This is a genomic window from Pseudomonas fluorescens, from assembly GCF_902497895.1.
GTDB lineage: Bacteria > Pseudomonadota > Gammaproteobacteria > Pseudomonadales > Pseudomonadaceae > Aquipseudomonas > Aquipseudomonas fluorescens_BP.
The window spans coordinates 1-12,761 of record NZ_CABVHQ010000028.1; the positions used below are offsets into that span (position 1 = coordinate 1).

At 60.7% G+C, this 12,761-nt stretch carries 11 protein-coding genes; 7 read left to right on the plus strand and 4 right to left on the minus strand.

The window, feature by feature from the left end; all coding sequences use genetic code 11:
- Positions 1 to 40 precede the first annotated feature (40 nt).
- The gene (locus tag F8N21_RS15565; protein ID WP_150642957.1) at positions 41 to 1,552 is read right to left on the minus strand and encodes an MDR family MFS transporter; all 1,512 of its coding nucleotides are present in this window, start codon (positions 1,550 to 1,552) and stop codon (positions 41 to 43) included.
- A gap of 241 nt (positions 1,553 to 1,793) precedes the next feature.
- Between F8N21_RS15565 and F8N21_RS15570 the strand changes: the two genes are divergently transcribed.
- Positions 1,794 to 2,690 (plus strand): helix-turn-helix domain-containing protein, encoded by an 897-nt coding sequence (locus F8N21_RS15570; protein ID WP_150642958.1) that lies wholly within the window; start codon positions 1,794 to 1,796, stop codon positions 2,688 to 2,690.
- 8 nt (positions 2,691 to 2,698) lie between these two features.
- Here F8N21_RS15570 and F8N21_RS15575 read toward each other — a convergent pair whose 3' ends face one another.
- Both F8N21_RS15575 and F8N21_RS15585 read right to left on the minus strand, forming a co-directional pair.
- Positions 2,699 to 2,878: a hypothetical protein gene (locus F8N21_RS15575; protein WP_150642959.1), complete on the minus strand. Its 180-nt coding sequence runs from the start codon at positions 2,876 to 2,878 to the stop codon at positions 2,699 to 2,701.
- 372 nt (positions 2,879 to 3,250) lie between these two features.
- Complete coding sequence (locus F8N21_RS15585; protein WP_150642961.1) at positions 3,251 to 4,129, minus strand: LysR substrate-binding domain-containing protein; 879 nt, start codon at positions 4,127 to 4,129, stop codon at positions 3,251 to 3,253.
- Positions 4,130 to 4,286: 157 nt separating this feature from the next.
- Here F8N21_RS15585 and F8N21_RS15590 point away from each other — a divergent pair, with 157 nt between their 5' ends.
- The 6 genes from F8N21_RS15590 (at position 4,287) to F8N21_RS15615 (ending at position 11,671) form a co-directional block, all read left to right on the plus strand.
- Entirely contained in the window at positions 4,287 to 5,924 is a 1,638-nt protein-coding gene (locus tag F8N21_RS15590; protein ID WP_150642962.1) for a 5-guanidino-2-oxopentanoate decarboxylase, read from the plus strand.
- On the plus strand, positions 5,921 to 7,369 hold the full coding sequence (locus tag F8N21_RS15595; RefSeq protein ID WP_150642963.1) for an aldehyde dehydrogenase family protein: 1,449 nt from the start codon (positions 5,921 to 5,923) through the stop codon (positions 7,367 to 7,369). Before F8N21_RS15590 ends, F8N21_RS15595 begins: the two co-directional genes overlap by 4 nt.
- Before the next feature lie 214 nt (positions 7,370 to 7,583).
- Positions 7,584 to 8,687 carry an ABC transporter substrate-binding protein gene (locus F8N21_RS15600; RefSeq protein ID WP_150642964.1) on the plus strand — a complete coding sequence of 368 codons (1,104 nt, stop codon included), beginning with the start codon at positions 7,584 to 7,586 and terminating at the stop codon, positions 8,685 to 8,687.
- 160 nt (positions 8,688 to 8,847) lie between these two features.
- The gene (locus F8N21_RS15605) at positions 8,848 to 9,756 is read left to right on the plus strand and encodes an ABC transporter permease (protein WP_150642965.1); all 909 of its coding nucleotides are present in this window, start codon (positions 8,848 to 8,850) and stop codon (positions 9,754 to 9,756) included.
- Positions 9,753 to 10,601 (plus strand): ABC transporter permease, encoded by an 849-nt coding sequence (locus tag F8N21_RS15610; RefSeq protein ID WP_150642966.1) that lies wholly within the window; start codon positions 9,753 to 9,755, stop codon positions 10,599 to 10,601. The genes F8N21_RS15605 and F8N21_RS15610 overlap by 4 nt, the downstream gene beginning before the upstream one ends.
- A gap of 14 nt (positions 10,602 to 10,615) precedes the next feature.
- On the plus strand, positions 10,616 to 11,671 hold the full coding sequence (locus F8N21_RS15615) for an ABC transporter ATP-binding protein (RefSeq protein WP_150642967.1): 1,056 nt from the start codon (positions 10,616 to 10,618) through the stop codon (positions 11,669 to 11,671).
- A 48-nt stretch (positions 11,672 to 11,719) separates the two neighbouring features.
- Here F8N21_RS15615 and F8N21_RS15620 read toward each other — a convergent pair whose 3' ends face one another.
- A complete protein-coding gene (locus tag F8N21_RS15620; protein WP_150642968.1) occupies positions 11,720 to 12,643 on the minus strand; it encodes an AraC family transcriptional regulator in 924 nt (307 codons plus the stop codon).
- Positions 12,644 to 12,761: the final 118 nt, after the last annotated feature.

The window sequence follows — 12,761 nt, forward strand, 5'->3', positions numbered from 1 at the left end:
TTGTGGCGAGCCTGCTCGCGATGCAGGCCACAGGGTCTCCCTACCTGACCTTATCCTCCCGCCCCCGCAACACCCTGTTTGGCATGGCAATCGCTGCAGCCACCCCCAGCAGCGATACCGCCGCGCTGACCATCAGCAAATGCCGAAAGGTCAGCAACAGCTCGGCGCGCAAGGCGTTCTGGGTGTCACCCGGCGCTGCGTTCAAACCATCGAGCAGCACATTTCCCGAGCTGCCTTCGGCGATCAGCGCCGAGCCGGCCAGGTGGGCAAAGCTGGAGTCTTGCAGCAAGGTCAGCAGCAACGCCGACATCAACGCTACCCCCATGGCGCCGCCCAATGAGCGGAACAGGTTAGTGGTGCTGGTAGCCACGCCGATGTCCCGTTGCTCCACCGAGTTTTGCGTGCCCACCAGTGAGGTCGGGAACTGCATGCCGCTGGCGATTCCGCTCAGCAACATGAACAGGCTGCTCAGCACCAACGCTTGCGGCGGGCTGAAGGCCATGCCGAGAATCGCGATTGGGGTGAGCAGCGCGCCGGCCAGAATCATCGGTTTGTAGCGACCGGTCACCGAGGTCTGGCGTCCGGCGAAGTAGGCGCCGATCGGCAGGCCCATGGCCAGTGGCAACAGGTGCAACGCGGCACTGTCGGCTCCGGCCCCGGTGACGCTCTGAAAGCGCAGCGGCATCAGCACGATCAGCGAGATGGCCTGGAAACTGGTGAAGAAAATCGTGCACCAACACAGCACTGCGTTGCGGTTGGCGAACAAATGCATGGGGAGCAGGGGTTCGGCTGCCCGTTGTTCATGCCAGACCAACAGCGTCAGCGCCATCACGGCAGCAGCCAGCAAACCGAGCACTTCACTGTCGCGCCAATGATGGCCCTGACCGATTTCGGTGATGCCCAGTAACAGCGCGGTCAGGCCGATAATCAGCAGCAGCGTGCCGAAGTAATCGATAACCGGTTTGCGTTGTGGCACCGGCAAGCCGACCAGTGTGCGACTGGCTATCAGCAAGGCCCCAAGGCCCAGCGGCAGGTTGATCAGAAACACCCAACGCCAGGACAGGTACTCAGTCATGTAGCCGCCAAGCACCGGGCCGGCGACACTGGCCACCGCGTACATGCTGCTGAAATAGCCTTGATATCGTCCACGTTCACGGGGTGGCACCAGGTCGCCGATGATCGCCTGACTGACCGAAATCATCCCGCCGGCACCGATGCCCTGGATGATTCGCGCCAGCACCAGCTGTTCCATGCTCTGGGCCATGCCGCAAAATAATGAAGCGAGGGTGAACAGACCCATGCCGAACAGCATCAACCGGCGCCGGCCATACAGGTCGCCGAGCTTGCCGTAGATCGGCACCGCCACGGTCATCGCCACCATGTAGCCAGAGATCACCCAGGCCAACAGGCTGACATCCTTGAACTGCGCCGAAATGGCCGGCATCGATACGGCGACGATGGTCTGGTCCAGCGCACCGAGGAAGATCGCCAGCATCAGGGCGATCAGCACGCTGCGAATGGCCGGTTTGCCTGGCTGGTTGAGATTAGTCACAGTGAAACCTGCGAGCAGTGGTTGACCCGCAGGTTATTGGGCGAGCGGGAGTACTGTCAGTGTACTCGATAGGCTCCTACTCGATAGCCCCATAAGGAAGTCCTGGGTTAATTTAGGGGCCTGAGTGCTTGCATTTTTTGCTTGAGCGCCCGTCAAATGAAGGTGAAAACTGAGCCGATAGCTGTACATTTCACCAATCGGTGCGATTATCGCCCAACTCTCTGAGGCCTGGACTGCAGTTATGAACAAGCCTGCTCTTCCTTCGATTCCAGTGTTCAAACTCTATGGCGAACGCCTTGACTGGCCGACACCGGATTTATTGCACTGTGAAACCATTTCCAAACGCAGCAGTGAGCACCAGTGGGAAATCAAACCCCACCGGCATGCCGACCTGTGTCAATTGCTCTTCGTCCATAAGGGCCAGGCGGAACTTGAGATCGAGGGCAAGCGAACGCTGCTTGCAGAGTCGGCGATCCAGATTCTGCCTCCCATGTCAGTGCATGGCTTTCGTTTTTCCGAAGACGTCGAGGGCTATATCGTGACCCTCGCTGCACCGCTGGTGGCGCACCTTCAGGTGCAACTGGGCAATTCGGTAAATGCGCTGGCCGTGGCCGAAAGCTACCCGGCAGCTGCCGACAGTCACTACCTGGACAGTCTGTTTTCGGCATTGCAAAGCGAGTACGTGGGCCATCAGCCCGCGCGGGAAATGCTCATGCACTCGCTGATCAGCGTGATCCTGGTATGGGTCAGTCGCCAGGTGCTCCGACGCCGTGCCGCGAGTCAGCGCCCACAGCGTGCGCGCGAATACCTCAATGGTTTTATCCAGCTGGTCGAAGAGCATTATCGTGAGCACGTGAAGGTCGAAGACCTGGCACACAAGCTGGGGATTTCCGTCTCGCATCTCAACGGCACCTGCCGTGAACTGGCCGGTCAGCCAGCCCTGCAGATCATGCATGAGCGTCAGTTGCTGGAGGCCAAGCGGCTGCTGACTTACACCAGCATGACGATCTATGAAATGTCCGAACTCCTGGGGTTCTCTGACCCGACCAACTTCACTCGGCTGTTTCGTCGGCGAGTGGGGATCTCGCCCAAAGCGTTTCGGGACAGGTTGAAGTCCGATCAGGATAACCCGGCCTGAGGCACTGGTTATTTGAGAGCGTTCAGCGTCGCGTTGTGCGGGATGCAGCGCTCGAAGTTGCAAGCGGCGGGTGCGATGCCTGGCTGCTGACGGGCCTGTTCGACACGGTAGGCAGCGGTTCCGTACAGCGCGAGCGTCGCGGCGCAAGTGATGAAGATCGCGAGGTACCTTCGGGTCTTGATGTTCATGGCGCTGACCCTCTGAACGAATACCCTTGGTCGGGGGTACTACTATCAGCATAGGTCAGCTGGAGTGAGTTGCCATGGAGGTGGGTGGGGCAGGCTTGAACCCCTGTAGGAGCGAGCTTGCTCGCGATGGACGTTAACGATAACGCGTGTTTTCTGAATAAACGCGCCGCCCTGTAGGAGCGAGCTTGCTCGCGATGGGCGTTAACGATAACGCGTGTTTTCTGAATAAACGCGCCGCCCTGTAGGAGCGAGCTTGCTCGCGATGGACGTTAACGATAACGCGTGTTTTCTGAATAAACGCGCCGCCCTTGAGTCCATCGCGAGCAAGCTCGCTCCTACAATAGAGGCCTCCCTCTCGCCACAAAACCGCGATCAGCGCTCCTGCGCCTGCTCCACCAGCCAATCCATCAGCTCGCGCAACGGTGCCGACGGCTCCGGGCGTTCCGGGTAGACCAGGTAATAGGCCTGACCGGTGCGTACTTTCAGTTCGAAGGGCGTGACCAGCCGTCCGGCGCTCAGGTCTTCGCCGATCAACGACCAATCGCCGATCGCCACGCCCGTCCCTTGAGAGGCGACGGACATCGCCAGGTCCAGGGTATCGAAATGCTGGCCTTTGCCGATGTTGCTGACTTTGGTTCCGGCGGCCTTGAGCCAGGCTTCCCAGTCCCGTTCGTCGCGAGTCGGATGCAGCAACATGTGCTGTTCCAGGTCGGTGAGGGTCTTGAGCGGCGTGGTGCCGTTGAGCAGTTGCTGGGAGCAGACTGGCGTCAGCTGTTCATCGAACAGGTGATGGAAAGCCGCATTGCTCGGTGCCGTGCCATACACCACCGCCGCATCGAACTCTTCGCGACGAAAATCCACCGCGTGCTGCACGGTGGTGGTCAGTTCTACCGGCACATCCGGGCGTTCCTTCTGCCACTGCAACAGACGCGGCAGTAGCCAGCGCATCATGCAGGTCGGCGCCTTCAGTTGCAGGGCTTCGCGCTTGGCGCCGACGTGTTCGACAGCTTCATCGATCAGGTTGAAGACCTGTTGAATGCGCGGATACCACTCACGTCCTTGTGCGGTCAGGCTCAGGCCGCGGGCCTGGCGCTGAAACAACGCATAACCGAGATGGCTCTCCAGCCCGGCTATCTGTCGGCTCACCGCTCCCTGGGTAATGTGCAGCAGCTCCGCCGCCCGCGTGAAGTTGCAGCACTGGGCGGTGATCATGAAGGTATGCAGAGCGGGCAAGGGCGGAAGACGTTTCATGGGAGCTCAGGCATGAGTGGAGGACATGCCTAGTATGACTATTTTTGGTTTGTCACCGCTATACGCCGACGGGTCCAATTAGGTCATCGTTGTGCCTTGGCGCGTGCCTGAAAACGCCATCGGGGTGCAGTTTCAACAAATAAGAAGGGCAGTAGAAATGGCGACGTGCGGCGAAGTATTGGTCAAGTTACTCGAAGGTTATGGCGTCGAACAGGTGTTCGGCATTCCGGGCGTACATACCGTCGAGCTGTATCGCGGGTTGGCCCGCTCGAGCATCAACCATGTGACACCACGCCACGAACAGGGCGCTGGTTTCATGGCCGACGGCTACGCTCGCACCAGCGGCAAGCCGGGGGTGTGCTTTATCATCACCGGCCCTGGCATGACCAACATCACCACCGCCATGGGCCAGGCTTATGCCGACTCGATCCCGATGCTGGTGATTTCCAGCGTGCAATCGCGCAGCCAATTGGGCGGCGGTCGCGGCAAGCTGCATGAGCTACCGAACCAGAGCGCACTGGTCGGTGGCGTTGCGGCATTTTCCCATACGCTGATGTCCGCCGCCGAACTGCCGGGCGTGCTGGCGCGGGCGTTTGCCTTGTTCCAGGCCGGGCGTCCGCGTCCGGTGCATATCGAAATTCCGCTCGACGTCCTGGTCGAAGACGCCGATGCCTTGCTCGCCAGTCTGCCGGTGAGCATCACCCGCGCTGGTGCAGCACCGTCTGCCGTCGCGCAGATGGGCCAAATGCTGGCGAATGCCAAACGTCCGTTGATCCTCGCCGGTGGCGGTGCCATCGATGGGGCAGCCGAACTCACCCAACTGGCCGAACTGCTGGATGCACCGGTAGCGCTCACCATTAATGCCAAGGGCATGCTGCCCTCGCGCCATCCGCTGTTGATCGGCTCGACTCAATCGCTGGTCGCCACCCGCGCCCTGGTGGCGGATGCCGACGTAGTGCTGGCGATCGGCACTGAACTGGCCGAAACCGACTACGACATCACCTTCGCCGGCGGCTTCGAGATTCCCGGTGCCTTGCTGCGAGTCGACATCGACCCGGACCAGACCGTACGCAACTACCCGCCGCAGGTGGCGCTGGTGTCCGACGCACAAACGGCGGCGCAAGCCTTGCTGACCGAGCTTGCCGGACACACCCTGGCCGCGCGTCGCTCCGACTGGGGCCAGGCCCGCGCCGCCAGCTTGCGTGCCGAGCTCGAGACCACCTGGGACGCACCGACCCGCGCCCAGACGCTGTTCCTCGAGACCGTTCTGCACGAGCTTCCGGAAGCGGTATTTGTCGGTGACTCGACCCAGCCGGTGTACACCGGCAACCTGACCTTCAATCCTGAGCAACCGCGCCGCTGGTTCAACTCATCCACCGGTTACGGCACCCTCGGCTATGCCTTGCCGGCCGCCATTGGCGCCTGGCTCGGCGGCGGCTCCGAACGCGCTACGCGGGGTCCGGTGGTGTGCCTGATCGGTGACGGCGGGCTGCAATTCACCCTGTCGGAACTGGCCTGCGCGGTAGAAGCGCAAACGCCGATCATCGTGTTGCTGTGGAATAACCAGGGTTACGAAGAGATCAAAAAGTACATGGTCAACCGTGCCATCGAACCGGTCGGCGTAGACATCTACACCCCGGACTTCATTGGCGTGGCCAAGGCCCTGGGCTGTGCCGCCGAAGCGATCAACGGTGTCGAGCAACTGCGCAGCGCCTTGCGCGCCGCCAGTGATCGTCAAGGTCCGAGCCTGATTGAAATCGACCAGACCACCTGGATGAAGGCGGTGCAGGCATGAGCAATTCTTCGACCTTGAATGGCCTGTATATCGGCGGCGAATGGCATGCAGGTAGCGAATCGTTGCAGGTAATCAACCCTGCTACGGAAGAACCCTTGGCCATCGTGAGCGGTGGCGATGAGCAAGCGGTCAATCAAGCGGTCAATGCCGCCAGCGCGGCTTTTTCGCAGTGGGCCAAAACGACGGGTGCCGAGCGTGGTGCGGTACTGCGCAAGATCGCCAGCGGTGTGCAGGCGCGCCGTGAGCGCTTGATGCAGTTGCAGTCGAGCAACAACGGCAAACCGTTGTTCGAAGCGGCCATCGATGTCGATGACGTGATCGCCACCTTCGACTATTACGCAGGTCTGGCCGAAGCCCTGGACGCTCAGCAGGACCGCACTGTGGACTTGCCGAGCGAAGACTTCGCCGCCCGTGTGCGCCGCGAGCCTTGTGGCGTGGTCGGCCTGATCGTGCCGTGGAACTTCCCAATGGTCACCACCGCCTGGAAGCTCGCTCCGGCGTTGGCGGCCGGTTGCTGCGTGGTGCTCAAACCGTCGGAAGTCACGCCGCTGCCGGAGCTGGAACTGGCGGCAATCATTGCCGAAAGCGGCTTGCCCAAGGGCGTGTTCAACCTGGTCTGCGGTACCGGCCTGGCGGTCGGCGCACCGCTGGCGGCCGATCCGCGAGTCGCGAAGATCTCCTTCACCGGCAGCAATGCCGTGGGAGTGCAGGTCATGCAGCGGGCGGCGGAAACCGTCAAGGGCGTGAGCCTGGAGCTGGGTGGCAAGTCCTCGCTGATGGTGCTCGCCGATGCCGATCTCGAGCTGGCCGTGGAGCTGGCCAGTGGCGGCGGCTTCTTCAACGCCGGGCAAATGTGCTCGGCCACCAGCCGAGTGCTGGTCGCCGAGACACTGGCGGGAGAATTTTTGCTGCGGCTCAAGGCGCGGGCCGAAGGAATTCGCGTGGCCGACCCGTTTGATCCGCAAGTGGAGATGGGTGCGCTGGTCAATCAGGCGCAATACCAACGGGTGCTTGGCCACATTGATCGTGGCCTGAGCGCCGGTGCAAAGCTGATTTGCGGCGGTGAACGGCCAGAAAACCTGCCGCGCGGATATTTTTTGCGACCGACTATCTTCACCGAAGTGCCCCTCGACAGTGCGTTGTGGTGTGAAGAGATCTTCGGCCCGGTGCTCTGTGTACGCAGTTTTGCCAGCGAAGCAGAGGCCATCGCCCTGGCCAATGACAGCGAGTTTGGTCTGGTCGCCAGTGTGGTCAGTGGTGATGGCGAGGCTGCCGAGCGGGTCGCCAACGCCTTGCAGGCCGGGCTGGTATGGATCAACTCACCGCAAGTGATCTTCCCGCAGACGGCCTGGGGTGGCTACAAGCAGAGCAGCATCGGCCGCGAACTGGGGCCGTGGGGCCTGCAGGCGTTTCAGGAAATCAAGCATGTGATTCGGGCGGTCTGACAGCCCGAAAACGGTCTGCGCATGCCTCGAAACAAGGCATGCGCTGGACACATGGCTCCAATGACAAATTTTCGATTGTTGCGCGTTCTGCGCGACCTCAGGATGAACCAACGACTCAGCTACACCCCGTGATCCGCGGGGATCAGGGCTAGATCGATTACCGGGCGCCTGGATGCGACCCATCTCATACCTAAAACAATAAAGGGAGTCCGTAATGGGCGAGCATGATCTGAACAGAAGACAGTTCATCAAAACGGTAGGAGTAGCTTCGGTGGCCGCGGCAGCCATGAGCATGCCGTTCATCCGGGCCAACGCCAGTGACACGCGGTTCCAGGGCAAGACCCTGCGCCTGCTGACCTGGTCGGACGACACCGGACTGGCGGCGCTGCGCAACATCGCAGCGACCTTCGAAGCCAAGACCGGCGCCAAGGTCATTGCTGACCGTACCGGCAGCACCTCGGAAATGGTCGCCAAACTCAAGGCCGGTGGTGATCGCCCACAATACGACATCATCACCCTGGCCGGCGTCGGCGCTGAAGGCCTGGCCGCCGCCGGGTTGCTGGAAAAGCCCGATCTGAACCGCATTCCCAACCTGGTCGACGTGCCGGAGAAATACCGCACTGGCGCCAACGGTCATGGCATCGGTTACCTGCTGTGGTGCAACAGCCTGGTCTACAGCACCCGCACCATAAAGGAAGCGCCGGACAGCTATGCAGCGCTGTGGGACGCGGACCTGGCGCCGAATATTTTCCTGCCGCCGCCGAACTGGACCGAGGCCATGGACCTGATCATCATCGCCGCCAAACTGGCGGGTGGTGACGAACACAACATCGAGCCGGGCTTCAAGAAGCTCGCCGAACTCAAGGATCGTGTGGTCACCCTGGGTGAAAACCCTAACCAGATCGCCGAACTGTTCCGCACCGGCTCGCTGGATATGGGCGGCCTTTACGCCCCGGCGTTTTTCCCGAAACAGATCCGCGATCCGGCCTACGGCCTGGGTGCCACCTTCGGCATGAAGGAAGGCTTCTACACCGACCTGATGCTCTCGGTAATGCCGAAAAATCGTCCCGGCGATACCGATCTGGCCTACGCCTTCATCAACCACTCTCTCGACCCGCTGGTACAGGGCAAGATGGCCGAAGACATCTACAACGGCCCGGTCAACTCCAAGGCGATCATCTCCGCCGAAGCGCGCAAGAGCCCGTACATCCTGACGCCGGAACAGATTGCCGAGAAAGCGATCATGCACGACAACGCCTTCCTGGCCTCGGTGCATGACCAGTGGATTCGTCGTTACACGGAAATCTTTTCTTCCTGAACCGAATCACCCTGTAGGAGCTGCCGAAGGCTGCGATCTTTTGATCTTGGTCTTTTGATCTTGATCTTTCCGGAACCGCTGAAGATCAACATCAAGATCAAAAGATCGCAGCCTTCGGCAGCTCCTACAGGGGACCGCTTCCATTGACGAGACCATTGCTATGGAACACCAACCCCTGACCCATCCCGTTGGCGCCGCTGCACAGCGCCCACGCCGTGGTATGTCGCCAACGACCCGCGCCTGGTTTTTCCTGTCGCCGTCGATGTTGTTTCTCGGTGTGCTGATTACCGCCAGCCTGCTCGTACTGCGCATGAGCGTGGGCACCAAGGGCGCGGAATGGACCGGCTTCAGCCTGGCCAGTTACGCCCAATTACTGGAACCCTATTACCTGAAGTCATTGCTGCTGACCTTGCGCCTGGCCTTGATCAGCGCGGTGATCGCGGTGGTGCTGGCGATTCCGGTGGCCTACACCATGTCGCGCCTGACCTCGCCCTTTGTGCGGCGGATATTTCTCGCGGCGGTGCTCCTGCCGTTGCTGGTCAACCTGCTGCTGCAAAGCTACGGCTGGCTGGTGATCCTGGGTCCGGGCGGGATGCTCAACCAGGCATTGATGGGCCTGGGGCTGATCAAGCGCCCGATCATGATGCTGTACAACCAGAATGGCGTGTTGATGGGGCTGGTGCAGACCGCGTTCCCATTGGCGGTGCTGCCGATTGCCAGCGCCATGCGCGGCGTCGCCCGCACTTACGAAGAGGCCGCCGCCACCCTCGGTGCCAGCCGCTTGCAGGTGTTCCGTCAGGTGGTCTTGCCCATGAGCTTCCCGGGAATCATCACCGGCGCGACCCTGGTGTTTGCCTACAACGCCAGCAGCTTCGTGGTGCCTTTGTTGCTTGGCGGTCGGCGGGTGCCGATGCTCGCGGTGATGGTCCATGACCAGATCGCACCGCTGATGAACTGGCCGGCCGCGTCAGCCGCAGGGGTGGTGTTGATCGTCACCACGCTGATCATCATGACCTTCTCCGAATACATCACGGGCCGTCGTCGGCGCATGCTGGAGGCTTCGCAATGAGCACGCTAATCAAGAAGCGCCAGTCGCTGCTGCCTGGCGAAACCGGGCGATTTGCCGGGATCCTTTCAGGCTTCATTCTGCTGCTGGCGGTGTTACCGATCCTGACCATGATCGTCATGTCCTTCAGCGGCGCGTCGAATCTCGACTTCCCGCCCAGCAGTTACAGCCTGCAATGGTACAAGGCTGCCTGGAATACCTTTGTTTCGCCGGACAGCAGCGATGTGCTGAGCCTGGGCAAAGCCATGACCACCAGCCTGATGGTGGCGTGCCTGACCATGGTCTTCGCGACCGTGATCGCAGTGCCGGCGGCCTATGCACTGACCCGTTGCGAGTTCCGTGGCAAGGCTGTGGCGCTGCAGCTTATGTCTTTGCCCTTGGTGTTCCCGATGGTGGTATTGGGGCTGGCGTTGCTGCTGGTATTCGACAGCCTGCCGTTCCAGATGAACACCTCGCGGCTGGTGATTGCACATGTGATCCTCGCTCTGCCGTTCGTGGTGAAGAACTGCACCGCGGCCATGTTGTCCATCGGCAGCGAAGTCGAAGAGGCCGCGCAAATGCTCGGCGCCTCACCGCTGCGGGCGATTGCCGATGTGGTGGTGCCGTTGATGAAGTCGGGGATTCTTGCCGGGATGCTGCTGGCCTTTATCGTCTCGTTCAACGAATTCACCGTGACCTATTTCCTCTACACCATCGATGTGATGACCGTGCCGATCTGGATGTACAGCCGCACCGTGTCGTCGCTCGACCCGACCGTCTTCTCGTTTGCCGTGCTGATCGTGCTGATCGACTTCGTCCTGATCTGGGCGCTGGAGAAGCTGGTTGGCGAAGGTGGCGTTTCCTTTTGATTTTGAGGTGCAACATGACTGGATTGATTCTGGAAAACGTCGAGAAATATTACGGCTCGGCGTGCGCGGTAAAGGACGTCAACCTGCATTTGCCCGAGGGCAAACTGGTGTGTTTCCTCGGCCCTTCGGGCTGCGGCAAGACCACCTTGCTGCGGATGATCGCCGGGCTGGAAACCCTGTCTGGCGGTGAGATCCGGCTGGACGGTGAAGACATTGGCCATACTCCGGCGCACGAGCGCAACTTTGGCATGGTCTTCCAGTCCCTGGCGTTGTTTCCGCACATGACTGTAGGCGAGAACATTGCCTATCCGCTGAAACTGCGTGGGGTCAGCAAGGCCGATCAAAAGGCGCGGGTCACCGAATTGCTGCAACTGATCCAGTTGCAGCAAATGGTCGACCGGCCGGTATCGAAACTCTCCGGTGGCCAGCGTCAGCGCGTGGCGATTGCCCGGGCGATTGCCTCGCACCCGAAAATCCTCCTGCTCGATGAGCCGTTGTCGGCACTGGATGCCAAACTGCGTGAATCGATGCAGGTGGAAATTCGCCAACTGCAGCAACGCCTGAACATCACCACCATCCTGGTCACCCATGACCAGCGCGAAGCCATGACCATGGCCGATATCGTGGTGGTATTGGGTGAGCATCGGGTGCAACAGGTGGGGACGCCGATCGAAATCTATCGGCATCCGGCCAACGAGTTCGTCGCCGACTTCATTGGGTCAGGGAATATTTTCCCGGCCACCGCACTGGGCAATGGTCAGATCAGTTTGCCTGGGGGCGATGCGATTAATGTGCCGATTTGCAGCAGTATCGTGGTCGGCGAGAAGATCAAAATGCTGGTGCGTCCCGAGGACCTGCAACTGTCGCAACCCCTGGCGACAGCGGGCAATCGCCTGTTGGGCAAGGTGACTTTCGTCAGGGATATCGGCGCGACCATCGAAACCACGGTCGAGTGTTCCGGGGTTTCGTTCACCGCATTGAGTACACCGAGCCAGGGCTTCGGCTTGAATATTGGCAACCCGGTGTCGGTGACCATTCCGGCCGAGGCGTGCCGGGTGTTGGGGGCCTGATTTCAAGAGCACGTCCGCTTCGCGGCCGATCGCAGCCTGCGGCAGCTCCTACGACCGCAACCGCGCCAGATCCCGCAACGGCGGCGCACCAAATAGCCGGCTGTATTCACGGCTGAATTGCGACGGGCTTTCATAGCCCACCCGATAGCCCGCCGCCGACGCATCCAGCCCTTCAGCCAGCATCAAGCGGCGCGCCTCCTGCAGGCGCAGTTGCTTCTGGTATTGCAGCGGGCTCATGGCGGTCATTGCCTTGAAACGGTGATGCAGGGTCGACACGCTGAGGTTTACTTCTTTTGCCAGATCATCGATGCGCAACGGTTGCTCGAAATGACCGTTGAGCCATTTGATCGCCTGGCTGATCCGATGGCTCTGGCTATTGGTGATGGCGATTTCATATAACCGATGGCCTTGATGGCTGCGTAACAACCGGTAAAGAATTTCCCGACGAATCAGCGGAGCGAGCATGGCGATGTCTTTCGGGTTTTCGAGCAGACGGGCCAAACGCAGCACCGCATCGAGCATCGGCTGGTCGAGCCGCTCTACATAGAGGCCTCGCCCGGTAGGCCGGCTGGGCACGCCCAAGGGGCCGGCATCGGCAATCAGCGCGGTGATCTCTGTCGGGTCGATATCCAGGCGCAAGGCCAGGATCGGATGTTCTGGTGAAACATCCACCACCCGTCCGCTCAGCGGCATAGAAACCGAAACCACCAGATAATTGAGCGGATCGTAGTTGAAGTACTCGTCAGCCAGACGCACTTCCTTGCGCCCCTGAGCAATGATGCACAATGCCGGCTGTGCGAGTACCGGAGCAAAGTCGTGGGAGCAGCCGTACCGCGACAGAAACAACGAGCCGATGGCCGTCGCGTAGTTGCCATCCTCGCCGGTGTTACGCCCGATGATGGTGCAGAGCTCGGCGCGCTGCTTTTCCATGTCGGGGTCCAGCGGGGCTTGGGTGTGATCGAGTGATGACATGGGCTGCATCCTCTGCGCGGCTTTTCGGATGGGCACAGCTTAAGTTTGTGCAAGACCGGGTGGTAGGCAATTGCTGCATAAAACTTGCCTGATCCTGCCTGGAGTTAAAGAACAACGA

What these genes read in the sequence shown, in the direction of transcription:
- F8N21_RS15570 (WP_150642958.1), top strand. Translation starts at nt 1,794, where the DNA reads ATGAACAAGCCTGCTCTTCCTTCGATTCCAGTGTTCAAACTCTATGGC.
- F8N21_RS15575 (WP_150642959.1), bottom strand. Translation starts at nt 2,878, where the DNA reads ATGAACATCAAGACCCGAAGGTACCTCGCGATCTTCATCACTTGCGCC.
- F8N21_RS15585 (WP_150642961.1), bottom strand. Translation starts at nt 4,129, where the DNA reads ATGAAACGTCTTCCGCCCTTGCCCGCTCTGCATACCTTCATGATCACC.
- F8N21_RS15590 (WP_150642962.1), top strand. Translation starts at nt 4,287, where the DNA reads ATGGCGACGTGCGGCGAAGTATTGGTCAAGTTACTCGAAGGTTATGGC.
- F8N21_RS15595 (WP_150642963.1), top strand. Translation starts at nt 5,921, where the DNA reads ATGAGCAATTCTTCGACCTTGAATGGCCTGTATATCGGCGGCGAATGG.
- F8N21_RS15600 (WP_150642964.1), top strand. Translation starts at nt 7,584, where the DNA reads ATGGGCGAGCATGATCTGAACAGAAGACAGTTCATCAAAACGGTAGGA.
- F8N21_RS15605 (WP_150642965.1), top strand. Translation starts at nt 8,848, where the DNA reads ATGGAACACCAACCCCTGACCCATCCCGTTGGCGCCGCTGCACAGCGC.
- F8N21_RS15610 (WP_150642966.1), top strand. Translation starts at nt 9,753, where the DNA reads ATGAGCACGCTAATCAAGAAGCGCCAGTCGCTGCTGCCTGGCGAAACC.
- F8N21_RS15615 (WP_150642967.1), top strand. Translation starts at nt 10,616, where the DNA reads ATGACTGGATTGATTCTGGAAAACGTCGAGAAATATTACGGCTCGGCG.
- F8N21_RS15620 (WP_150642968.1), bottom strand. Translation starts at nt 12,643, where the DNA reads ATGTCATCACTCGATCACACCCAAGCCCCGCTGGACCCCGACATGGAA.